The organism is Enterobacter cloacae complex sp. IR5401 (genome assembly GCF_049238425.1).
In the GTDB taxonomy this organism is placed as follows: domain Bacteria; phylum Pseudomonadota; class Gammaproteobacteria; order Enterobacterales; family Enterobacteriaceae; genus Enterobacter; species Enterobacter hormaechei_C.
Window position 1 is genome coordinate 24,238 of the sequence record NZ_JBMKHN010000019.1, and the last position, 21,249, is coordinate 45,486.

The 21,249-nt window shown below is 54.2% G+C and carries 17 protein-coding genes and 1 pseudogene; 7 read left to right on the forward strand and 11 right to left on the reverse strand.

From position 1 onward, the window contains the following. Positions 1-172 precede the first annotated feature (172 nt). Positions 173-1,426 carry a valine--pyruvate transaminase gene (avtA, locus tag ACOTX1_RS20655; RefSeq protein WP_015572749.1) on the forward strand — a complete coding sequence of 418 codons (1,254 nt, stop codon included), beginning with the start codon at positions 173-175 and terminating at the stop codon, positions 1,424-1,426. Between the two features lie 7 nt (positions 1,427-1,433). Here the strand turns inward: avtA and ACOTX1_RS20660 are convergent, their stop codons facing one another. Further along, positions 1,434-1,889, reverse strand: a complete 456-nt coding sequence (locus ACOTX1_RS20660; RefSeq protein ID WP_023315013.1) for a 4Fe-4S dicluster domain-containing protein — start codon at positions 1,887-1,889, stop codon at positions 1,434-1,436. 460 nt (positions 1,890-2,349) lie between these two features. Between ACOTX1_RS20660 and ACOTX1_RS20665 the strand changes: the two are divergent. Next, positions 2,350-3,425, forward strand: a pseudogene (locus tag ACOTX1_RS20665) (type I restriction endonuclease). A 3-nt stretch (positions 3,426-3,428) separates the two neighbouring features. On the opposite strand, the gene ACOTX1_RS20670 reads toward ACOTX1_RS20665, so the two are convergent. From ACOTX1_RS20670 to aldB, 3 genes are all read right to left on the reverse strand, one after another. Beyond that, the gene (locus ACOTX1_RS20670; RefSeq protein WP_023315016.1) at positions 3,429-3,836 is read right to left on the reverse strand and encodes a type II toxin-antitoxin system HicB family antitoxin; all 408 of its coding nucleotides are present in this window, start codon (positions 3,834-3,836) and stop codon (positions 3,429-3,431) included. A gap of 14 nt (positions 3,837-3,850) precedes the next feature. After that, the gene (locus ACOTX1_RS20675) at positions 3,851-4,036 is read right to left on the reverse strand and encodes a type II toxin-antitoxin system HicA family toxin (RefSeq protein ID WP_057979982.1); all 186 of its coding nucleotides are present in this window, start codon (positions 4,034-4,036) and stop codon (positions 3,851-3,853) included. A 249-nt stretch (positions 4,037-4,285) separates the two neighbouring features. Further along, complete coding sequence (gene aldB, locus ACOTX1_RS20680; RefSeq protein ID WP_006808612.1) at positions 4,286-5,824, reverse strand: aldehyde dehydrogenase AldB; 1,539 nt, start codon at positions 5,822-5,824, stop codon at positions 4,286-4,288. Positions 5,825-5,990: 166 nt separating this feature from the next. On the opposite strand from aldB, the gene ACOTX1_RS20685 reads away from it, so the two are divergent. Beyond that, positions 5,991-6,875: an ROK family protein gene (locus ACOTX1_RS20685; protein WP_003860164.1), complete on the forward strand. Its 885-nt coding sequence runs from the start codon at positions 5,991-5,993 to the stop codon at positions 6,873-6,875. Positions 6,876-6,878: 3 nt separating this feature from the next. Here ACOTX1_RS20685 and selB read toward each other — a convergent pair whose 3' ends face one another. From selB to ACOTX1_RS20700, 3 genes are all read right to left on the reverse strand, one after another. Continuing rightward, positions 6,879-8,717 (reverse strand): selenocysteine-specific translation elongation factor, encoded by a 1,839-nt coding sequence (selB, locus tag ACOTX1_RS20690; RefSeq protein ID WP_023315017.1) that lies wholly within the window; start codon positions 8,715-8,717, stop codon positions 6,879-6,881. Beyond that, on the reverse strand, positions 8,714-10,099 hold the full coding sequence (gene selA / locus ACOTX1_RS20695; protein ID WP_023315018.1) for an L-seryl-tRNA(Sec) selenium transferase: 1,386 nt from the start codon (positions 10,097-10,099) through the stop codon (positions 8,714-8,716). The genes selB and selA overlap by 4 nt, the downstream gene beginning before the upstream one ends. Before the next feature lie 103 nt (positions 10,100-10,202). Further along, entirely contained in the window at positions 10,203-10,811 is a 609-nt protein-coding gene (locus ACOTX1_RS20700; RefSeq protein WP_015572763.1) for a glutathione S-transferase, read from the reverse strand. Between the two features lie 436 nt (positions 10,812-11,247). Here ACOTX1_RS20700 and ACOTX1_RS20705 point away from each other — a divergent pair, with 436 nt between their 5' ends. From ACOTX1_RS20705 to ACOTX1_RS20720, 4 genes are all read left to right on the forward strand, one after another. Beyond that, the gene (locus ACOTX1_RS20705; RefSeq protein WP_023315019.1) at positions 11,248-13,155 is read left to right on the forward strand and encodes a PTS mannitol transporter subunit IICBA; all 1,908 of its coding nucleotides are present in this window, start codon (positions 11,248-11,250) and stop codon (positions 13,153-13,155) included. Between the two features lie 100 nt (positions 13,156-13,255). Beyond that, positions 13,256-14,404, forward strand: a complete 1,149-nt coding sequence (gene mtlD, locus ACOTX1_RS20710) for a mannitol-1-phosphate 5-dehydrogenase (protein WP_023315020.1) — start codon at positions 13,256-13,258, stop codon at positions 14,402-14,404. After that, positions 14,401-14,991 (forward strand): mannitol operon repressor MtlR, encoded by a 591-nt coding sequence (gene mtlR / locus ACOTX1_RS20715; RefSeq protein WP_023315021.1) that lies wholly within the window; start codon positions 14,401-14,403, stop codon positions 14,989-14,991. The genes mtlD and mtlR overlap by 4 nt, the downstream gene beginning before the upstream one ends. Positions 14,992-15,049: 58 nt before the next feature. After that, positions 15,050-15,412, forward strand: coding sequence for a YibL family ribosome-associated protein (locus ACOTX1_RS20720; RefSeq protein ID WP_023315022.1), 363 nt, complete (start codon positions 15,050-15,052; stop codon positions 15,410-15,412). A gap of 32 nt (positions 15,413-15,444) precedes the next feature. Here ACOTX1_RS20720 and ACOTX1_RS20725 read toward each other — a convergent pair whose 3' ends face one another. Genes ACOTX1_RS20725 through ACOTX1_RS20740 form a run of 4 tightly spaced genes read right to left on the reverse strand, consistent with a single transcriptional unit; the run spans position 15,445 to position 20,320 of the window. Further along, the gene (locus ACOTX1_RS20725) at positions 15,445-16,539 is read right to left on the reverse strand and encodes a fimbrial protein (RefSeq protein ID WP_023315023.1); all 1,095 of its coding nucleotides are present in this window, start codon (positions 16,537-16,539) and stop codon (positions 15,445-15,447) included. Between the two features lie 9 nt (positions 16,540-16,548). Continuing rightward, on the reverse strand, positions 16,549-19,029 hold the full coding sequence (locus ACOTX1_RS20730; RefSeq protein WP_032667188.1) for a fimbria/pilus outer membrane usher protein: 2,481 nt from the start codon (positions 19,027-19,029) through the stop codon (positions 16,549-16,551). A gap of 4 nt (positions 19,030-19,033) precedes the next feature. Beyond that, positions 19,034-19,708: a fimbrial biogenesis chaperone gene (locus tag ACOTX1_RS20735; RefSeq protein ID WP_022652045.1), complete on the reverse strand. Its 675-nt coding sequence runs from the start codon at positions 19,706-19,708 to the stop codon at positions 19,034-19,036. 30 nt (positions 19,709-19,738) lie between these two features. Continuing rightward, positions 19,739-20,320, reverse strand: a complete 582-nt coding sequence (locus ACOTX1_RS20740; RefSeq protein WP_003860173.1) for a fimbrial protein — start codon at positions 20,318-20,320, stop codon at positions 19,739-19,741. Positions 20,321-21,249 lie beyond the last annotated feature (929 nt).

Sequence of the window (21,249 nt, forward strand, 5' to 3'; positions counted from 1 at the left end):
CTCCCAAAAGGGGAGAGGGCTGGGGTGAGGGGCATTCACCAGAACAATTCACCACACAAATACAAATCTACCACATAAAACAACAAATCCGACCACATCCGCCGATTTGCACCAACACGGTGCTGGCGTTATGGTTACTGCCTTTCATATTAAGCCCGACAGATCACCTGCTATGACGTTTTCACTTTTCGGCGACAAATTTACCCGCCATTCAGGCATTACCCGCCTGATGGAGGACCTCAACGACGGGCTGCGCACCCCAGGCGCTATCATGCTTGGCGGCGGAAACCCGGCTCAAATTCCGGAGATGAACACCTACTTCCAGACGCTGCTGGCAGAGATGCTGGAAAACGGTAAAGCAACCGATGCGCTATGTAATTACGACGGCCCTCAGGGTAAAACAGAACTACTGACGCTTCTGGCGGCAATGCTGCGGGAAGCGCTGGGTTGGGATATCGAACCACAGAATATTGCACTGACAAACGGCAGTCAGAGCGCGTTTTTCTACTTATTCAATCTGTTCGCCGGACGCCGCGCCGATGGCACCACGAAAAAAGTGCTGTTCCCGCTGGCACCGGAATATATTGGCTATGCCGATGCCGGCCTCGAAGAAGACCTGTTTGTTTCCGCACGTCCGAATATCGAGTTGCTGCCAGAGGGCCAGTTCAAATATCACGTCGATTTTGAACATCTGCATATCGGTGAAGAGACGGGCATGATCTGCGTATCACGTCCCACCAACCCGACGGGCAACGTGATCACCGACGACGAGCTGATGAAGCTGGATGCGCTGGCGAATCAGCACGGCATCCCGCTGGTGATCGATAACGCCTATGGCGTACCGTTCCCGGGGATCATCTTCAGCGAAGCGCGTCCGCTATGGAACCCGAATATCATCCTCTGCATGAGCCTCTCCAAGCTGGGCCTGCCGGGCAGCCGTTGCGGCATTATCATTGCTAACGAGAAAATCATCACCGCCATTACCAACATGAACGGCATTATCAGCCTTTCGCCTGGCGGCATCGGCCCGGCGATGATGTGCGAGATGATCAGGCGTAACGACCTGCTGCGCCTGTCGAATGAGGTGATTAAGCCGTTTTACTCTCAGCGCGTTCAGGAAACTATAGCCATCCTTCGCCGCTACTTACCGGAAGAACGCTGCCTGATCCATAAACCGGAAGGGGCAATTTTCCTGTGGCTGTGGTTTAAGGATCTGCCCATTACGACAGAGCTGCTTTATCAGCGTCTGAAAAAACGTGGCGTACTGATGGTGCCAGGGGATTACTTCTTCCCGGGGCTGGATAAGCCGTGGCCGCACACGCACCAGTGCATGCGTATGAACTACGTCCCGGACCCGGAAAAAATCGAAGCGGGTGTGAAAATTCTCGCCGAAGAGATTGAGAACGCCTGGCGCGAGGCCGGTTAATAAAACCTCAGGCCAGATTACGCAGCCGTTCCGCGCGTAATCTGGCGGGGTCTATGCAGCGCAGCGCGTGGGTGGGACAGGCTTCGACGCAGGCGGGACCGCTCTCGCGATGCGCGCACAAATCACATTTCAGCGCCTGAACGCGATCTTCCACGACCCGAACCTGCATTGCCCCGAACGGGCACGCCACCATACAGCTTTTGCAGCCGATACAGCGCGATTGCTTAACGAGCCAGGCTCCCGCAGCGTGGTGAATGGCCCCCGTCGGGCAGACATTCGCGCAGGGCGCATCTTCACACTGGTGGCAGCCCACCGCCGTAGTGAAGGTTCCCCCCTTAACCACGCGGATCCGTGACGTAAACGCTACTGGCGTGGCGCTGCTTTGATGCGACATCATGCACGCTACCTCACAGGTACGACACCCGATACATTTTTCAGGATCCGCCAGGATAAATTGGTTCATGGATAACGCCTCGCGCAGGTTAAAAGTCAGTTCCGTTGAATTATCGTTAGCGCATCATACCTTGCGTGCGAATCGTTAAGGATGCTGTGGGTCAAAGAGCGGGCGCGGATACTTTTAGCTTACCCGAAGGTGCGCCAACAGGCGGAGGGGATCGGTTATCAGGCGCAGGGCTCTAATGCTACCCTCACTCCGTGGTTTAGCTGGGCAAACCGGCGTGGAGAGGAAATGCGGTTATAGGTGAATGTAGGCATAATTTGAAAAAATAAAATAGCTTTATATATATAATATACTTAATAAGCTCGGCGTTAACGGGCTTATTTTCTTTTATTCAATTTAATCACTCTGTGATCCAAACCCCGGAATCGTTTTTTTTGCTGTTAACTCCCCATGGAGTTCATTGAATGGCATGCATTTTGATGCTATTTCATCAGGACACACAGTATTGAAATAAGGATATCCCATGGAATTTACAGAAAAACTGAATGCATTATCTACTAAAATTAGACAGCAAATTGAAGTAATTAATACTGAAGAAGCAACCAAAACGGCATTTGTTATGCCTTTTATTCATAATGTCTTAGGGTACGATGTGTTTGACCCGTCAGAGGTTACACCTGAATTTGTATGTGATATTGGCACAAAAAAAGGTGAAAAAATTGACTATGCGATAATGAAAAACAATGACGTGCAAATTCTCATCGAATGTAAAAAAATTGGTGAGCCTTTAAATATAAATCATGCATCACAACTTTTTAGATACTTTCATGTTACAAACGCAAGGATATCAATCTTAACGAACGGACAAATATACAGATTTATACCGATCTCGACGCACCTAATAAAATGGATGAAAAACCTTTTTTAGAGGTCGACCTGCTTGATATTGATGAAAACGTTATACCTGAATTAAAAAAACTCACCAAATCTTCTTTTGATCTTGAATCCATCATAAACGCTGCTGGAGAGTTAAAGTACGTTAGCCAAATCAAGAGAATATTGCATACACAACTTAACAATCCAGAAGACGATTTCGTTAAGTTTTTTGCTTCGCGAGTTTATGACGGTATGCTGACCCAAAAAGTCAGAGAGTCTTTTCAAAATCTCACCAGAAAGGCAGCAAGCCAGTACATAAACGATCAAGTTAATGAGAGGCTTAAGTCTGCCATCACAGGTATCACTCCGGCTACTGTCGAAACTCAAACAGAAACACAGCAAAGTGAGGATGATGAACAAAAGGATGAAAGTGAAATCATAACGACTCTGGAAGAATTGGAAGGTTTTCACATTGTTAAAGCAATCACCCGAGCCGTTCTTGAGGCGCCTCGCATTACCCATAGAGACACAAAGAGCTATTGCGGCATTCTTGTAGACGACAATAACCGCAAGCCTCTTTGCCGACTGCATTTTAATCGAACACAAAAATACATCGGGCTTTTTGATCTGGAAAAAAACGAAACACGGCACCCAATTGCTACAGTTGATGATATTTATTCCTTTGCTGATATCCTGAAAGCAACTGCTGCTCTTTACAACTAATCATCACCGGGGCAGTACACGCCGTGCTGCCTCTGCAAGAAAAGCACTTCGGTTAGTAAATTGTGGATGCTCGCTGACAAAGGAATCAATCTTCACCAGCAAACGGCGAGGTATCGTAATATTGATGCGCTCTACTCTGCCTTCAAACTGTTTCATATTGATATCCACCAGCAACCATTGTCCGCCAATGAAATCCTCCGGATGACTTGCCAGATGCGCTTCAACCATACCCGGAAGTGGCAACATTTCATCCATTTCAAACAACGCTTCAAAATGGGCAGTTAATGCATCACGTGCATCCTGAAAAGCATCATCCAGTGAATCCCCCGCAAAAAAACACCCCGGAACGTCAGGAAAGAAACCACTGGCGCTACCGTCGGAATCAGAATGAATGTAAGCCGGATAAAACATAACTACTCCTGATATCAGTGTTTAATTCCCGCCTGTCGCCAGATTTGTGCGAGAGTGCCTGGTTTAATGTCCTTTTTAGGATGTGGGACGGTAACCAACCCTTTTTGCACTGGATGGCGAAACTGATGATGGCTTCCCTTCGTTCTTACACATTTCCAGCCATGGCTAACCAGAACAGTAATGATATCCGCACTTTTCACATCCCAATCCTTCCCTGATTATACACATGATACACACCATCGCTACTGGGTTGAATGAGACTACCGCATTAAAAACGGCAGCGCAGCCAGACTTTAGCGAAACAGGAAGAGGCATCGAGAAAAGAAGAGGGAAGATTGTCATGTTGCAAATAAAAATGCGGCCACTATCGTAGGCCGGGTAAGGCGAAGCCGCCACCCGGCTTTAACCCGGCTCAGGCCACCCCACCCGGGACGGCCTGAGCCCGGAGATTAAAACAACCCCAGCGGTTTATCGGAGTAGCTGACCAACAGACATTTCGTTTGCTGGTAGTGCTCCAGCATCATCTTATGGGTTTCACGCCCGATGCCCGACTGCTTGTAGCCGCCAAACGCCGCATGAGCCGGATAGGCGTGATAGCAGTTTGTCCATACGCGTCCGGCCTGAATGCCCCGGCCCATTTTATAGGCCAGATTACCGTTACGGCTCCAGACGCCCGCCCCCAGGCCATACTGCGTGTCGTTGGCGAGCTCCAGCGCCTCGTCCATGGTTTTAAACGTGGTGACGGCCAGCACCGGTCCAAAAATTTCCTCCTGGAAAACGCGCATGTTGTTCTTACCGAACAGGATAGTCGGCTCAAGGTAGTAGCCCTCCTGCAAATCGCCGCCCAGCACCTTACGACGACCGCCGGTCAACACATCGGCCCCCTCTTTTTTACCGATATCAATATAGTTGAGGATGGTTTCCAGCTGGCCATGCGATACCTGCGCCCCCATCTGGGTAACGTTATCCAGCGGATTACCGCTGCGAATCGACTCCACGCGCCGGATCGCCCGCTCCATAAAGCGCTCATAAATGGATTCCTGCACCAGCGCGCGGCTCGGACAGGTGCAGACTTCGCCCTGGTTAAACGCGAACAGCGCAAACCCTTCCAGCGCTTTGTCGAAGAAGGCGTCCTCTTCGTCCATCACGTCGGCAAAGAAGATGTTCGGCGATTTGCCGCCCAGCTCGAGCGTGACCGGAATGATGTTCTGGGTCGCGTACTGCATGATCTGCTGGCCCACTTCCGTTGAGCCGGTGAACGCCACTTTGGCGATACGTTTTGAGGTAGCCAGATATTCGCCGATCTCTCCCCCGGCCCCGTTGACCACGTTAATGACCCCCGGCGGCAACAGGTCGCCAATCACCTCCATCAGCAGCAGTACCGAAAGCGGCGTTAAGCGAGCGGGTTTCAGCACAACGCAGTTACCCGCCGCCAGCGCGGGCGCCATTTTCCAGCTCGCCATCAGCAGCGGGAAGTTCCACGGAATAATTTGCCCCACCACGCCGAGCGGCTCGTGGAAGTGATACGCCACGGTATCTTTGTCAACTTCACTTATTCCCCCCTCCTGGGCACGAATGCAGGACGCAAAATAGCGGAAATGGTCAATCGCCAGCGGCACGTCCGCCGCCATGGTTTCCCGGATCGGCTTGCCGTTGTCCCACGTTTCTGCGGTCGCCAGCAGCTCCAGATTCTGCTCCATCCGATCGGCGATTTTGAACAAAATGGCCGCTCTGTCCTGAACGGACGTTTGTCCCCACTTATCTTTCGCCTTATGCGCCGCATCCAGCGCTAAATCTATATCCCGCTTGCCCGAACTGGCAATTTCACACAGCGGCTGGCCGGTAACGGGCGTCAGGTTGGAATAGTATTCACCGTCGACGGGCGCCACCCAGTCGCCGCCGATAAAGTTGTCATAGCGGGGCTTCAGCTTAAGGGGAAAACCATACTCGCCTGGCTGGATACGCGATGAGGGAGGATTGTTTGTCATGACCGTCTCCTTGCAGTAGGTGTACAACAAGGGTAGTTCCGGCTGGTGGTTTTCTCGCCTGTCGGTAACGGGTTTACGAGCCGTATCACGGATTACCGTACTTTACGTTTCGTTTCTGCCGCCAGAGCCATACTTAATAGCTCAGGGGCTCATGAGGAACGATGCAATGCAGCTATTTATCGGCTTTGACGTGGGCGGAACCCACATCAAACACGGCGTGATTAACGAAAACGGCGAAGAACTGACATCCGATGAATATGATACGCCTGACGATGAAAGCACCTTCAAACAGAAGTGGAAAGCGGTGGTGGATAAGTACCGCCAGGAGCATGAGATCGTCGGCATCGGCGTGAGTTTTCCGGGCCACATCAATCACCATACCGGCGAAGCGGCCAAGGCCGGGGCGCTGGATTACCTTGACGGTGAAAACCTGTGCGAGCTTTTCGCACAGCTGACCGATCTCCCCGTAACAACCGAAAATGACGCCAACTGCGCGGCGCTGGGCGAACGCTGGCAGGGCGCCGGCAAGGACTATGAGCATTTTGTCTGCATCACCATCGGCACCGGCATCGGCGGCGGTATCGTCATGGAGGGCGATCTCTACCGTGGGTCGCACTACCGGGCGGGTGAGTTTGGCGTGCTGCCCGTTGGCAACAACGGCGAGCCGATGCACGAAGTAGCGTCCGCCAGCGGCCTGATGAAAGCCTGCCGCCGTGCGCTGGCCGTGTCGGAAGATGAGATGCCTGACGGTGAGGAGCTGTTTAAACGCATGGACAGCGACGTGCATCTGCGTGAGGCCATAGAAGAGTGGGCGCATTTCCTCTCGCGGGGCATCTACAGCGTGATCTCCATGTTTGATCCGCAGGCGGTGCTGATTGGCGGCGGCATTAGCGAGCAGGAGAAAATCTATCTCCTGCTGGATAAATACCTACAGCGATTCGAGGAGTGGGAGGCGCTCCGGGTGCCCATCCTTCCCTGCGAGCTGGGTAACCAGGCGGGGAGGCTGGGCGCGGTCTGGCTGGCTAAGCAGAAACAGGCGCGCAGCGCTTAACGCTTACGGAAATAACTGCGCGTCGCGTAGCACATGGTCATTGCCACGACGACGCGTAAACCCGATGCGGTTGAAATACTCCAGGATCTGAATCGCCAGTTTGCGTCCCACATTCAGCCGATCGCGGAAGTCTGCGGCGCAGGTTGATCCGCGCGCCTGATCCAGCTCCCGGATCAGGTTCGCAAACGCTACGATCCGATCGTTGCGGTAATAACGATCTTTCACGATCGCCACAATCATCCCCTGCTGTGCCGCATGGCGCAGTACCTGACGCATCAGCTGCTCATCGGTATTGGTTTCACGCGCCAGATCGCGCACCCACCACGGTTCATCGCCAAACAGCGCCGCCACTTTTTGCCAGACCGCGTCCTGCTCAGCGGTAAAACCGGCCTTGTGTTCCGGCAGGTGTAGCCAGCCGTGATGACTTGCAATCACGCCGCTTTCACGCATGTTTTCAATCAGCAACAGCACCAGCGCGTCGTCTTCCATGGGCAACGCCATGCGCCGCAGACGTTCACGACCCGGACCGGGCTCATCCTGATGCTGTTCATGGTAGGTCGCCAGCGTGCTCAGCACTTTGCGCTGCCAGCGCGCCGCCACCGGCGCGTTCAGCAGGCTGTTTCCGGCCTGAATAAAACCTGGCTCCTGCGTCAGAAGACGCAATCCTTCGCCGCTGAGCTGGCGCGCCCAGGCGAACGCCGCCAGATCCACCGCGCCACGCTCAAGGTGGATATCTAACGCAGACTTATCATCGCGGGTCTGGGCCAGCGCGGCCAGCCACTGTAAATACTCGGGCTTACGTTTGCCGCGACGGGGCGGATCCAGCATGACCACGCGCGCGCCCGCCAGCGTTTCCCGCGCCGAAATATCGCGCAGAACCAGGCGGTCGTTATCCGCCAGCCAGAGCGGGGAGTCGAACACCAGTTCGGCGAGATCGTTTTCCAGCAGCGACACGCGTCCGGTGATGTGGCTGGCCGCGTGGTGGATATGCAGCGGCTGCCACTGGGTCAGCGGCGTATGGGTCTGGAGAGAAACGATAATCCGTTCAGAGGGCTCCGGCGGCGCGTCGGCCAGCAACCAGTCGCCGCGGTTAAGCTGGTCTTTTTCGGCATCACCGGCAATATTCAGCGCGATACGCTGCCCGGCGTGGGCCTGTTCCACCGGCTGGTTTTGCGCATGAAGCCCGCGCACGCGCATCGGTTTGTTCACGCCCGTGAGCCACAGGGTATCGCCCACGTTCACTTCCCCGCTCAGCGCGGTACCGGTCACCACCAGCCCAGCCCCTTTCACGGTAAACGCCCTGTCGATCGCCAGACGGAAGCGGTGATGGCTGGCCTGTTCACGAGACGGGATCTGCTGCAAATGGTTGCGAAGAGCATCGATACCGCGGCCTTCTGTCGCTACGGTGACAAACAGTGCGACATCCTTAAAACCGTATTCACTCAGCGCCGCCAGCACCTCTTGACGCACCTCGTCGATACGCGCCTCATCCACACGGTCCGCTTTGGTGAGGGCGACGGTCAACTGCGGGTTTCCCGTCAGCTGGAGGATCGCCAGATGCTCGCGCGTTTGCGCCATCACCCCGTCATCGCACGCGACCACCAGCAGAGCGTGATCGATCCCGCCCACGCCCGCGAGCATATTGGAAAGAAACTTCTCGTGGCCGGGCACGTCGATAAAGCCCAGCACGCGACCGTCGGGCTGCGGCCAGTAGGCGTAACCCAGGTCAATGGTCATGCCGCGCTTTTTCTCTTCCGGCAGGCGATCGGCATTCACGCCCGTAATGGCCTGCAATAACGTGGTTTTGCCGTGGTCAACGTGACCGGCGGTGGCAATAATCATTTCAACATCATCTCCAGAAACCGCACTTCATCTTCCAGACAGCGTAAATCCAGCCACATGCGCCCGTCACCGATCCGGCCAATCACCGGCGTCGGTAATGCGCGCCAGCGCGCCGACAGCGCCTCAAGCTGGCTTCCGCGTCCGTCGCGCGGGGTGAACGTCAGCGCTTCGCTCGGTAACCTGTCCACCGGCAGCGAGCCGCTGCCAATTTGCGACAGGCAAGGCTCGATACGAACTTCAAACTCAGGGTAATGAGGAGCAACCTGCGGCAGTAGCGCTTCCGCCTGCGCGCGAACAGAGGCCGCATCACGGCTCAGCAAACGCAACGTGGGCAGGCGGTCAGCCAGTTTCTCCGGGTGGAGATAGAGCCGCAGCGTGGCTTCCAGCGCGGCCAGCGTCATTTTATCGGCACGCAGGGCGCGCTTCAGCGGATGCTGCTGTAGCTGCGCAATCAGCTCGCGCTTGCCGACGATAATACCCGCCTGCGGCCCGCCCAGCAGTTTATCGCCAGAGAAACTAACCAGGCTTACGCCCGCGGCAACCATTTCCTGCACCATTGGCTCTTTTGGCAGACCATACTGGCGCATATCCACCAGCGACCCACTGCCAAGATCGGCAATCACCGGCACGTTTAGCTCGCGCCCGATGGCGGCCAGTTCAGCCTCTTCCACCGTTTTGGTGAAACCCTCAATGTGGTAATTGCTGGTATGCACTTTCATCAGCAGGGCGGTGTTTTCATTCACCGCCGTGCGATAATCTTTTGCATGGGTACGGTTGGTTGTGCCCACTTCATGCAGCGTGCAGCCCGCCTGGCGCATGACGTCCGGAATACGAAACGCCCCGCCGATCTCCACCAGCTCGCCGCGAGAGACGACAACCTCTTTTCCGCTCGCGGTGGCCGCCAGCATTAACAGCACCGCCGCCGCGTTGTTATTCACAATGCAGGCATCTTCCGCGCCGGTGATCTGGCAGAGAAGATCCGCCAGCGCGCGATCGCGATGTCCGCGCCCGGCGCCGTCCAGATCGTACTCCAGCGTCACCGGCGAGCGCATGGCCCGGGTGACGGCCTCTATTGCCTCTTCTGCCTGCTGTGCCCGGCCCAGATTGGTGTGCAGAACCGTGCCTGTCAGGTTAATAACCGGGCGCAACGCGCTTTGCGCGTGCTTGCTCAACCTCCTTTCAACTTCCTGCGCCCATGCCTCGCACCAGCCGGGTAGCGCGTTCTCAGCCTGAATATGGCGACGCGCATCGTCCTGAAGCTGGCGTAGCATGTCGACCGTTGCAGTATGGCCAAACTGCTCCAGCACCGCAGTGATGCGCGGGTCACGAAGCAGACGATCGGTAGCGGGGATCTGGCTGTAGAGGGAATGATGAGTAGTCATGAATGCGCCTGGCGAGTAAATATCTTCCCCCCTCCCGACGGGAGAGGGAATTAACATGTGGGGGGATTGTACCGCCTCCCGCCAGGAAGTGTTATAACCCGCATCAAGCCTTTGGTGGTTCAGTCCGGGCGAAACTTTCGCGCTGGAAGAGCGTCTCCGCCAGTTTGACCAGCAGCGGACGATCCACGCACCAGCCCGGCGAGACGCGGCGGAAATTGAGGTAGCCGATGGCGCAGGCGATGGCGATCGTCGCCAGATTCAGGCTATCGCTCTGAATTTTCCCGTCGCGGATCAGCTGTTCGCACATATCCAGGCTGCGGCTGATTTTTTCGCGCTGGCGCAGCAGCTCATTTTCTGACTGCTGGGCGGCGGGCCTTGCCTGCTCGCGTACGGACGTTAATGCCGCATCCATAATGCCATCCGCCAGGGCTTCAATTTGCTTCATCGCCAGCGCTGCTTTTGGATCCGCCGGCAGCATGGCTGGCGCAACGCCAAGCAGCTCGATGTACTCCGCAATGATCGGGGAATCAAACCAGTAGTCGCCCTCGTCCGTTACCAGCGCCGGGACTTTCCCCAGCGGGTTGTACTGCGCAACGCCGTTCTCTGCGTTGTAGGGTTGTTCATTTACGAATTCAAATTCAATCCCTTTCTCCAGCAGGAGAATCGAAATCTTACGCACGAAAGGACTTGTATAACTGCCGATGAGTTTCATTGCTTATCCTTAATGCCCACAAAGAGGTCAGTATGGATCAAGCCGTGGTAAAAGGCAGGTGTGCGTATCGCATTCCTGTCGTGAGGGGATACGGGAGAAATCTGCATAAAAATATTTTGTGAATCAAATCACAATCTGAAAACAAACAGCCAACTTAACATTGTGATATTAATCACAAAAACTCGCCCATTTTGGCGTAATTCTGAACGATGTATTTTTTTTACACACTCATTATGTGATCGCGATCACTTCATTAATGTCCTCACCCCCTACATTCATGTGATTCAGATCACACAAAATTTCGCTGTCTGGACAGTTGAACGATTCAGTGCCAGATTTCACAGCATCAGAACAGGGCCCGGCTACCTCTGCCGCCGCACATTAACGATAAACCTCGGGCCACAAGCCTAAGCGTAAACATAAGAAGGGGTGTTTTATGTCATCCGATTTCAAGATCAAAGTGCAAAGCTTTGGTCGTTTCCTCAGCAACATGGTGATGCCTAATATCGGCGCGTTTATCGCGTGGGGTATTATCACCGCATTATTTATTCCGACAGGGTGGTTGCCTAACGAAACGCTGGCGAAACTTGTTGGCCCAATGATTACGTACCTGCTGCCGCTGCTCATCGGTTATACCGGTGGTCGTCTGGTGGGCGGTGACCGTGGTGGCGTCGTGGGTGCCATCACAACCATGGGGGTGATCGTCGGTGCGGATATGCCGATGTTCCTCGGTGCGATGATTGCCGGTCCTCTGGGCGGCTGGGCGATTAAGAAATTTGACGTCTGGGTTGATGGCAAGATCAAATCCGGCTTCGAAATGCTGGTGAACAACTTCTCCGCGGGCATCATCGGGATGATCCTCGCGATTCTGGCGTTCCTCGGCATTGGCCCTGCGGTTGAAGTGCTCTCCAAGCTGCTGGCGGCGGGCGTTAACTTCATGGTGGCGCATGACATGCTGCCGCTGGCGTCAATCTTCGTTGAACCGGCGAAAATCCTGTTCCTGAACAACGCCATCAACCACGGTATCTTCTCGCCGCTGGGTATTCAGCAGTCTCACGATCTCGGCAAGTCCATCTTCTTCCTGATTGAAGCGAACCCGGGTCCGGGTATGGGCGTTCTGCTGGCATACATGTTCTTTGGTCGCGGCAGCGCGAAACAGTCTGCTGGCGGCGCGGCGATCATTCACTTCCTGGGCGGTATTCACGAAATTTACTTCCCGTATGTACTGATGAACCCACGTCTGATCCTGGCCGTTATCCTTGGCGGTATGACCGGCGTGTTCACCCTGAGTGTACTGGGCGGTGGTCTGGTGTCTCCTGCTTCTCCGGGCTCTATCCTGGCGGTGCTGGCGATGACCCCGAAAGGCGCCTACTTCGCGAACATCGCGGCGATCTGTGCGGCCATGGCGGTCTCCTTCGTGGCCTCCGCTATCCTGCTGAAAACCAGCAAGGTGAAAGAAGACGACGATATCGAAGCGGCAACCCGTCGTATGCATGACATGAAAGCCGAATCCAAAGGCGCAACGCCGCTGGCGGCAGGCGATGTCTCTAACGACCTGAGCCACGTTCGTAAAATCATCGTTGCCTGCGATGCCGGTATGGGCTCCAGCGCAATGGGTGCGGGCGTGCTGCGTAAGAAAGTGCAGGATGCGGGTCTGACCAACATCTCCGTCACCAACAGCGCGATTAACAGCCTGCCGCCGGACGTTGACCTGGTGATCACGCACCGCGATCTGACCGAACGCGCTATGCGTCAGGTACCGCAGGCGCAGCACATTTCCCTGACCAACTTCCTCGACAGCGGCCTGTACACGAGCCTGACCGAACGTCTGGTGGCGGCGCAGCGCCATGAAGATAACGAAGTGAAAGTACGTACCAGCCTGCAAGACAGCTTCGACGAGAGCAACGCGCATCTGTTCAAACTGGGCGCAGAAAACATCTTCCTTGGCCGCACGGCGACCAATAAAGAAGAGGCCATTCGCTTCGCCGGTGAGCAGCTGGTGAAAGGTGGCTACGTTCAGCCGGAATACGTTGAGGCGATGCTGGAGCGTGAAAAGCTGACCCCAACCTACCTGGGTGAATCCATCGCGGTTCCACACGGTACGGTGGAAGCCAAAGACCGCGTGCTGAAAACCGGCGTGGTGTTCTGTCAGTATCCTGATGGCGTGCGCTTCGGTGAAGAAGAGGACGACATCGCCCGTCTGGTGATTGGTATCGCCGCTCGCAACAACGAGCATATCCAGGTGATTACCAGCCTGACCAACGCGCTGGATGACGAAACGGTTATTGAGCGTCTGGCCAACACCACCAGCGTTGAAGAAGTTCTGGCCCTGCTTAACAAATAACGGTACTCCTCCCTCTCCCCCCGGGGAGAGGGCTAGGGTGAGGGGAAAACGTTCCTCACCCCAGCCCTCTCGGGTAAAAACATTGATGAAGGTTAACACTATGAAAGCATTACATTTTGGCGCAGGTAATATTGGTCGTGGCTTTATCGGTAAACTGCTGGCAGACGCGGGTATTACCCTGACATTCGCCGATGTGAATCAGGTGGTTCTGGATGCCCTGAATGCCCGTCATAGCTATCAGGTTCACGTGGTGGGTGAAAACGAACAGGTTGAAACGGTCTCTGGCGTCAACGCGGTAAGCAGCATTGGCGACGATGTTATCGATCTTATTGCCAGCGTTGATCTGGTCACCACCGCCGTGGGTCCGGTGGTGCTTGAGCGTATCGCCCCGGCGGTCGCGAAAGGCCTGGCGAAGCGTAAAGCACAGGGCGTTGAAACGCCGCTGAACATCATCGCCTGTGAAAACATGGTGCGCGGCACCACGCAGCTGAAAGGCCACGTTCTGGCCGCTGTGGCTGATGAAGATAAAGCCTGGGTTGAAGCGCACGTAGGTTTTGTTGATTCCGCCGTTGACCGCATCGTTCCGCCGTCAGCATCCGCCACCAACAACCCGCTGGAAGTGACGGTGGAAACCTTCAGCGAGTGGATCGTTGATAAAACCCAGTTTAAGGGCGCGCTGCCGACCATTCCGGGAATGGAATTAACCGATAACCTGATGGCATTTGTCGAACGTAAACTCTTCACGCTGAACACCGGGCATGCTATAACCGCGTACCTCGGAAAATTGGCCGGTCATCAGACCATTCGTGACGCGATCCTCGATGAGAACATCCGTGCGGTGGTCAAAGGGGCAATGGAAGAGAGCGGCGCGGTGCTGATCAAACGCTACGGTTTTGATGCTGATAAACACGCAGCATACATCCAGAAAATCCTCGGTCGTTTTGAAAACCCGTATCTGAAAGATGACGTTGAGCGCGTGGGTCGTCAGCCGCTGCGTAAACTGAGCGCGGGCGATCGCCTGATTAAACCGCTGCTGGGCACGCTGGAATACGGCCTGCCGCACGCTAACCTGGTGAAGGGAATCGCTGCCGCAATGCACTACCGCAGCGAGCAGGACCCGCAGGCAATTGAGCTGGCTCAGCTGATTGATGACAAAGGCGCGCAAGCTGCGCTGGCGCAGATCTCCGGTCTGGATGCCAACAGTGACGTAGTTGCGGAGGCGGTCAGCGCATACAACGCAACCAAATGATGCAGAGTCCGGCGCAGGTGAGCCTGCGCCCGAATAACAGATTGTCAGATATGCAGGCAATAATGGAACAAACCCAGGCCTTTGAAAATCGTGTGCTTGAGCGTCTGAATGCTGGCAAAACCGTACGAAGTTTCCTGATTACCGCCGTCGAGCTGTTAACCGAGGCGGTAAACATTCTGGTGCTTCAGGTGTTTCGCAAAGACGACTACGCGGTAAAGTACGCTGTAGAACCGTTACTGGACGGAGACGGACCGCTGGGCGATTTATCGGTACGGCTGAAGCTGATTTACGGTCTCGGCGTGCTGAACCGTCAGGAGTATGAAGACGCCGAGCTGTTAATGGCGCTGCGCGAAGAGCTCAATCATGACGGCAATGAGTACACCTTTACCGATGATGAGATACTGGGGCCCTTCGGCGAACTGCACTGCGTATCCGCGCTCCCTCCCGCACCTCAGTTTGATAACAGCGACCCAGAGCTGTACGCGATGCAAAAGCTGCGTTATCAACAGGTTGTCCGCTCCACCATGGTGCTTTCCCTGACTGAGCTGATTTCTAAAATCAGCTTAAAAAAAGCGTTTCAGAAGTAAGCCCGCACACATTGGTGTATCCTTCCCTGTAAATTCCCCGTTTTCAGAGTTATTTGTCATGAAAGAAGTCGAAAAGAACGAAATTAAACGCCTGAGCGACCGTCTGGATATGATCCGCCATCAGATGGCTGGCCTCACCCTTGTTGATTCCGCCGAGAAATATGCCGAGCTGGAAAAAGAGTCCGTGAAGCTGGAGGCGGAAATTGAACGCCTGCGCGAAGTGAAAGGCCAGAAGCTGAGTAAAGAAGCGCAGAAGCTGATGAACATGCCGCATCGCCGCGCGATCACCAAAAAAGAGCAGGCCGATATGGGCAAGCTGAAGAAAAGCGTCCGTGGCCTGGTGGTGGTGCACCCGATGACCGAGCTTGGCCGCGAAATGGGCCTGAAAGAGATGACGGGTTTTTGTAAGACCGCGTTCTGATCGTCCTCCCCTGCCGCTGCGGCAGGGGAAACTCAGTTGTAAATCAGGTTAAACGTGGCCATCGCATCCGCTTTTCCCGCCGTCACGTTCGCTTCCGTCTGAATGTAATGCGCATCAAACCAGAAGGTTTGCGTCTGGTTATCCCCTACTTGCCCAAGCGCTGACACCTGCGGGGTGTTCCACGGTACCACCTGCCCCTGAACCGAACCGGTATTGTCACCGTAAAGCAGTTCGATCCCGACACCGCTGGCGCTATCCTCCTGCTTCGTCAACGCCAGCGCCCGATCGTTGCCCGGCGTGGTATCGCCAAAGAAACCCATCTTAACCGCCGTGTTATTTTCGCAAGTCACCGGAATGCTGAAGCGTCCGCCCCCGGCGCGGGAGCCGATGCCGTGAAATTCACGCTGGCTCACGCTCCCCATGGGAACAAGAATGCTGCGAGAGCCCACTGAACAGCTGGTACGCCTGACGGTGAAGCTGGCGAGATGAATCTGTACTGGTGTCGCCACGTTGGTGGCGCTGGCTTGATTTTCTCCCGCCTGCAATATCAGCGATCCGACATTTTGCTCCTGGGAGTTGGCGTTATCGTCAGGCATGGGGCTGGTCGTCGGGATTTTGTAAAACACCACCCAGAACTGCAATTTATACGTTGGGGCGCTGGCAAAGGCAGGATTCTGTGAGGCATCACAGATACGCCGGGACTCTTTGCCATTCACCTGACTTGTGCCGTCAATATAGCGTACCGCATCGGCGCCGCAGTACTGCTGTTCCCGGAACCCCAGCGCGTAGCCGATGCCGTCGATCTGAGTTTTATAGACGTGACGTGACGCGCCGTCTTCCCCCACCACGGTGCCGACGGGGTTATCCAGCTCGACAAAGCCGATACTACGCCAGGCGTCATTCCCGCCATCACAGCTGTAGAAATCCGCCCCGGTAGACTGTATCGGCGCAGATATCGGCGTCCAGTCAGCCGTGCCGGGCGCATACCCAATGGCATAAGGCACCTGAACGACCCACTGATCGCGCGTGGTGCGGCAGGTTGAAGTCTGGGCATGGGCATGAAAACTCAGCATGCCAAAAAGCGAAAGAAGGCTCAGATAGAAAACCCATTGAATAAAGTGACGCATGATATTCCTCTAGTGGCACTCAAGAGACAGCGTAGCGATGCCGGGGGCCATATGAGCTTTCCCCAGTCTGAAAGGTGTCTGGCATTGCTGCTGCTCCCCGTTTTCATACCAGGTGACGCGCAGGGTACCGCGCTCGGGTACTCCGCTCAGGTAGGCCTGACCGCCGTCAGCGACCATGCTTCGGTTTGCAGAATGGCGGTTCTGCTCCACCACTTCAGCCTGCGCGCCAAACGGCAACGGTTCACCGTGGTAGCGCAGGGAAAACAGAACGCGATAACCAATGTGGGTTTTGTAATTGGCCAGCACCACCGCGCCGCTGGTGGGAATGAGCGTCAGACCGCTCTGCTCAACGTCGACGTTCTCACCCAGCGTCGCCGTATCAAGGCTGACGGTATTTTTGCGATACGCCGAGAGCGTTGGCATGACCGCATAGCCGCGGCTGTCGGTATGGATCCCGTTGTAACCCTCCGGCTCAACGTTCGCCGCACCGGGCACGCGCAGCAGGGCGACGGTATCGCCCAGCGGCTCGCTAAGTGTGACGCCATACTGCGTGGCGATAACGCCTCCGGCGAGTCCGAGGCTCGCGTTGCTACCGCTTCGGCTGTGGTCATAACCGAGGCTGACGTTGCCGTAGCCACCGTTGTATTGCAGCGCCAGGCTGGTACTGTCGGCTTGTCCTTCGCTGGCCTTACTCTGCTGAACGCTGTAATTAAGGTTGCGATTCGCCAGCGCGCTGCCGTTGAGAGACATCTGCTGCGTGGTCATTCCACGATTGTTGTGGTTGATGAAGTAACTGACCGAGCTGTCCGGTAACCCGTGGCCAAGCGGAACATTGACGTTAAACGACACGGTGCGATCGGGATGCTGCTCACGCGCTGAGTCGGTGTAGTCATATCCCGCGCCCCAGGAAATGCCCCGCCAGCTGGTGTACCAGCCAATGTGGATGGTTTTATCCTGCCCGGACGTATGCCAGTAATCCTGCATCCATGCCGAGACGCTGAGGCTGCCGAACTGACCCAGCGTCTGTGAAAAGGTGACCTGCGAGCGGCTACGGCGATTATTGAGTTGCAGCTGTTGGCTGTCAGACTGATTCAGTTCACTAAATTCATAGTAATTGCGCGAGGCATAGCGATAACTCGCCAGGTTGAAGGCGGTGCCGGTAGCGCTGAAATCTTTCTGATACTGAATGCGCCACGCCTGCCCTATCGCGTTTTTGCCGTCGGGTAAATGGCTTTTTGCCAGCGTATCGTCAATGCCCAGCGAGCCAAATGCGCCAAACCCTCTGCCTATGCCAATTGCACCGGCCTGGTAGTTGCTCGCCGTACGAAAGCCGCCATACACCGTCATCCTGGAGAGCAGACCGTAGAAAAAAGCGCCTTCAACAAACTCAGGCGAACGCGCATCGCCGGAGCCGGAGTGAAATCGTCCGGCGTTGAGACTGTATTTCAGGCTGCCCTGGCGTCGCATAAACGGCACCGCAGAATAGGGTTGGGTAAAGACGCGCGTTGAGCCGTCACTTTCCGTGACCGTAACCTGTAGATCGCCGCTTTGTGCGCCGGGGAACAGATCGTTAATGATAAATGGCCCGGCGGCCACCCAGGTTTCATAGATCACATAGCCATTTTGCGAAACGGAGACTTTAGCGAAGCTGTGTACAACGCCGCGGATGGTTGGTGCGAAGCCGCGCTGGCTGTCGGGTAACATGCTCTCGCTGGACGAGAGCTGAACCCCGCGAAACGCCACGCTATCGAAGACGTCGCCTGCGGTCCAGGCATCGCCGATCCGTAGCTGGCTGTTAAGACGGCGAATATCCCGGCTCAGCCAGCTACTTTGCGACTGAAAATGGTTGCCGCCCGCGTCGCTGTGGCTCCAGGCCGAAGTGTTGCGCAACCGCCACGCCCCCAGATTGATGCCGTTACGCAGGCTCAGATAGCTGGATGTCGTGACCCCGCTCTGATGACGGGCCTGACCGCCCGACAGACTGTAATCACTAAATGCCGCCGGGATACCATCGTCCCACTGCGACTGCGGCACGTAGCCACGGCTGCGGTGTTTCATCGCCGCCTGCGGCAGGTTGAGAAAAAGGCGCTGTTGGTTGAAATCATAGGAGGTTCGCGCTGCCGGAATAAAATCCTCGAGGTGCGTGAACGTTTCTCCCTCCTGCAACCGGGAGAATGCAGGAATGGCCCCTACATTTACGCCAAGCGCTTCCAGCAGCGATACGCTAAAAACGGGTTGCAGGCTGCCTTTCTCATTGACGAAGGTGATCTCCTGATGCCGCTCCTCGCGTCCGTTAATCTCCAGCGTCACGAGCCAGGTGCCTGGCATCTGCCCGCCCTTTTCAGAGAAATAGTGCAGATCCGCCGTTTTCTGTTCAGTAGAGGAAAGCTCCAGCGCGGCGGGATCAAAGTAATCCTCGGCCATCCCCGCACGGCTGAAGCTAAGCAGCAACACTGAAAGCGGCGCGTAACGAAACAGGCGAAAAGGCATGATCTTAAAGAGGCTGGGTGTGGGTGGCGGTGATGGCACCAAAATCATTAATAGCCGACCAGCTTACGCCCCCGGAGGCGGACACAGGCCATTCACGGGTTTCCCCTGGACCGATCATGCCCGGCTGCTCAATTTTATGCCCGCCAACGGTCAGCCGATAAAAAGAGACGTAGTATGGCGTCGGGTTAGCGGCCTTAAGCCCTTTTCCCGTCCGCGAAAACGTTATTTTCTGCCAGGCAGTTGCAGCGTCCCCTTTTAGATTGTCCGGGCGGTAGAAAATTTTAAATTTCGATTTAACGTTAACTTGTAATTCGTTGCTGCTCTCTTTTGGCTTTGGCGCAATCGCTTTAATATCGAGCCAGAATACAGATTCACGATCTGTGGGCAGCGGAGCGCCGGTATATTGAATACGCAGCGTATTGGTCTGCTCCGGATCAAGTCTGAACAGAGGTGGCGTGACAATAAATGGCGCAGCGTTATTTTTACCCTGCCCATCCCCTTCAACCCACGACTGAATAAGATAGGGAACCGCACTTTCCATATTAGAAACAGAAAATGCCACCTCCTTGCTGTGTTGTGGGTATACGATCCGTGTTCCCCCCATTACAACGCCAGCGGAAACTGACGCAGAACTAACCATTAATGCAGTGAGCATAATATACGATAAACGTTTCATCATTATTATCTCTGGAGGTGGCTGACAGTGAAATCAGTTATAAACCATCAGGAAGTTAGAAACGGCGTTAACATCGCCGGCGTTGATTTCTGTGCCATCTTTGTCAAGTGCGGCATAGAAAGTTAATTCAGCATTGCCTTCATCATCCGGTGCGGTTGTTTCAGATACCGTACCCGGTTTAATCGCGGTGCTGCGATCGCTGTTATAAAGCTTCACGCCGACACCCGTCGCCATACCTTCACCTGGCGTAACCTGAAGCAGTGTGTCATTCACCGTATCTTTGGTTCCGTCAAACAGTACCGCAACCGATTCAACCGTCTCCGGGCAGTTTTCCACGTTGATTTTGAACTCGCGCGGCGTCGTTTCGTTGTGATCGTCAAAGTAGCTTTTTGCCCACGCCCCAAGGTCTACCGTTTTGTTTTTAGAGGCCGGAGTAATATCACAGGAAATAAGGGTAATCTTCCCGGTAAAATTGATCACCCCGCCCGTACTTTGCGAACCCGCACCGGTATCCAGAGAAGCATTAACGCCAGAATCACTGCTTGCCAGTACCGATTGAGAAGATAACAGCAGCCCCGCCGCGGCAATCGCCAGCGCCACATTTTTGATTTTCATTTGGAACACTTTCCCCTCTGTAAATTAAACAGATATAGACTTGTTGTACCAGGTACAATAACCGCTATAAGGATTTAAAAACGCCACCGAAAGGGTTTTAGCAGAATGGGTGACGCGACCTTATAGAATAAAGCAGGGTCCATCCCATGGTGATAATCCGTATATTTTCAGAAGGCCATACACAGATATCCTTCAACTGATGAATGACTTCTGGCCGAAAATAACACTGAATACGTTGTGGTTAGTAATAAATTTAAAATCTTCTGTTACGTTGCTTCTGAATAAATAGTAAATCAAATGCCTTTTAACGTCTACGTATTGAAAAGTAATACGCCGCGCTTGTAAACATTCTGAAATTAACACTCAGCTAACAAATTTAACCCCTTTCCATTGCCCTAATAATTATTAATCTGCTTTTAATACCGCAACTAAATTACAAGAGAGTTAACTGATCATTGTTTGATCAATTTATTTCAGAATATTATTAGCCAAAAAATGTCACTTCAGCAAAAAATTCTTTCACTTTATCCTGAAAAATCACGGTTAAACAGGATATTTCCTTATCGATCAGCAATTGATCGTTTGTAATACACTGTTAAAATCTATATGTGAAATTTACCTTAATTAAAATTTTTTGCTACAGCTTCGATTTCGCATTTTTAACCAAAAAAATTTTTTATTTATAGGAAATATATCACTCTGATCACACATATACAGATTTTCAAAAACATAAATAAAACAAACAAACCTCATTTGATTCACGCAATATTATCACATACCCATTTTATTCAACCTCTTTTACGCGCCGTATCTGCTCAAAAGGCGAATGTAATGCCCTCCACCTGACTACCGCTCCCAACGCACGCGGTGAGTTGAACTTGCGGTTTTGGTCCTACCAATCATGCGTAAAGCTATCCATCGTTCACAGT

Bases quoted from the DNA above. Each gene is read 5' to 3' on its own strand.
- ACOTX1_RS20705 (WP_023315019.1), top strand. From the start codon at position 11,248: ATGTCATCCGATTTCAAGATCAAAGTGCAAAGCTTTGGTCGTTTCCTC.
- selA (WP_023315018.1), bottom strand. From the start codon at position 10,099: ATGACTACTCATCATTCCCTCTACAGCCAGATCCCCGCTACCGATCGT.
- avtA (WP_015572749.1), top strand. From the start codon at position 173: ATGACGTTTTCACTTTTCGGCGACAAATTTACCCGCCATTCAGGCATT.
- ACOTX1_RS20735 (WP_022652045.1), bottom strand. From the start codon at position 19,708: ATGATGAAACGTTTATCGTATATTATGCTCACTGCATTAATGGTTAGT.
- mtlD (WP_023315020.1), top strand. From the start codon at position 13,256: ATGAAAGCATTACATTTTGGCGCAGGTAATATTGGTCGTGGCTTTATC.
- ACOTX1_RS20670 (WP_023315016.1), bottom strand. From the start codon at position 3,836: ATGTTTTATCCGGCTTACATTCATTCTGATTCCGACGGTAGCGCCAGT.
- selB (WP_023315017.1), bottom strand. From the start codon at position 8,717: ATGATTATTGCCACCGCCGGTCACGTTGACCACGGCAAAACCACGTTA.
- mtlR (WP_023315021.1), top strand. From the start codon at position 14,401: ATGATGCAGAGTCCGGCGCAGGTGAGCCTGCGCCCGAATAACAGATTG.
- ACOTX1_RS20740 (WP_003860173.1), bottom strand. From the start codon at position 20,320: ATGAAAATCAAAAATGTGGCGCTGGCGATTGCCGCGGCGGGGCTGCTG.
- ACOTX1_RS20660 (WP_023315013.1), bottom strand. From the start codon at position 1,889: ATGAACCAATTTATCCTGGCGGATCCTGAAAAATGTATCGGGTGTCGT.
- ACOTX1_RS20725 (WP_023315023.1), bottom strand. From the start codon at position 16,539: ATGCGTCACTTTATTCAATGGGTTTTCTATCTGAGCCTTCTTTCGCTT.
- ACOTX1_RS20730 (WP_032667188.1), bottom strand. From the start codon at position 19,029: ATGCCTTTTCGCCTGTTTCGTTACGCGCCGCTTTCAGTGTTGCTGCTT.
- aldB (WP_006808612.1), bottom strand. From the start codon at position 5,824: ATGACAAACAATCCTCCCTCATCGCGTATCCAGCCAGGCGAGTATGGT.
- ACOTX1_RS20685 (WP_003860164.1), top strand. From the start codon at position 5,991: ATGCAGCTATTTATCGGCTTTGACGTGGGCGGAACCCACATCAAACAC.
- ACOTX1_RS20700 (WP_015572763.1), bottom strand. From the start codon at position 10,811: ATGAAACTCATCGGCAGTTATACAAGTCCTTTCGTGCGTAAGATTTCG.
- ACOTX1_RS20720 (WP_023315022.1), top strand. From the start codon at position 15,050: ATGAAAGAAGTCGAAAAGAACGAAATTAAACGCCTGAGCGACCGTCTG.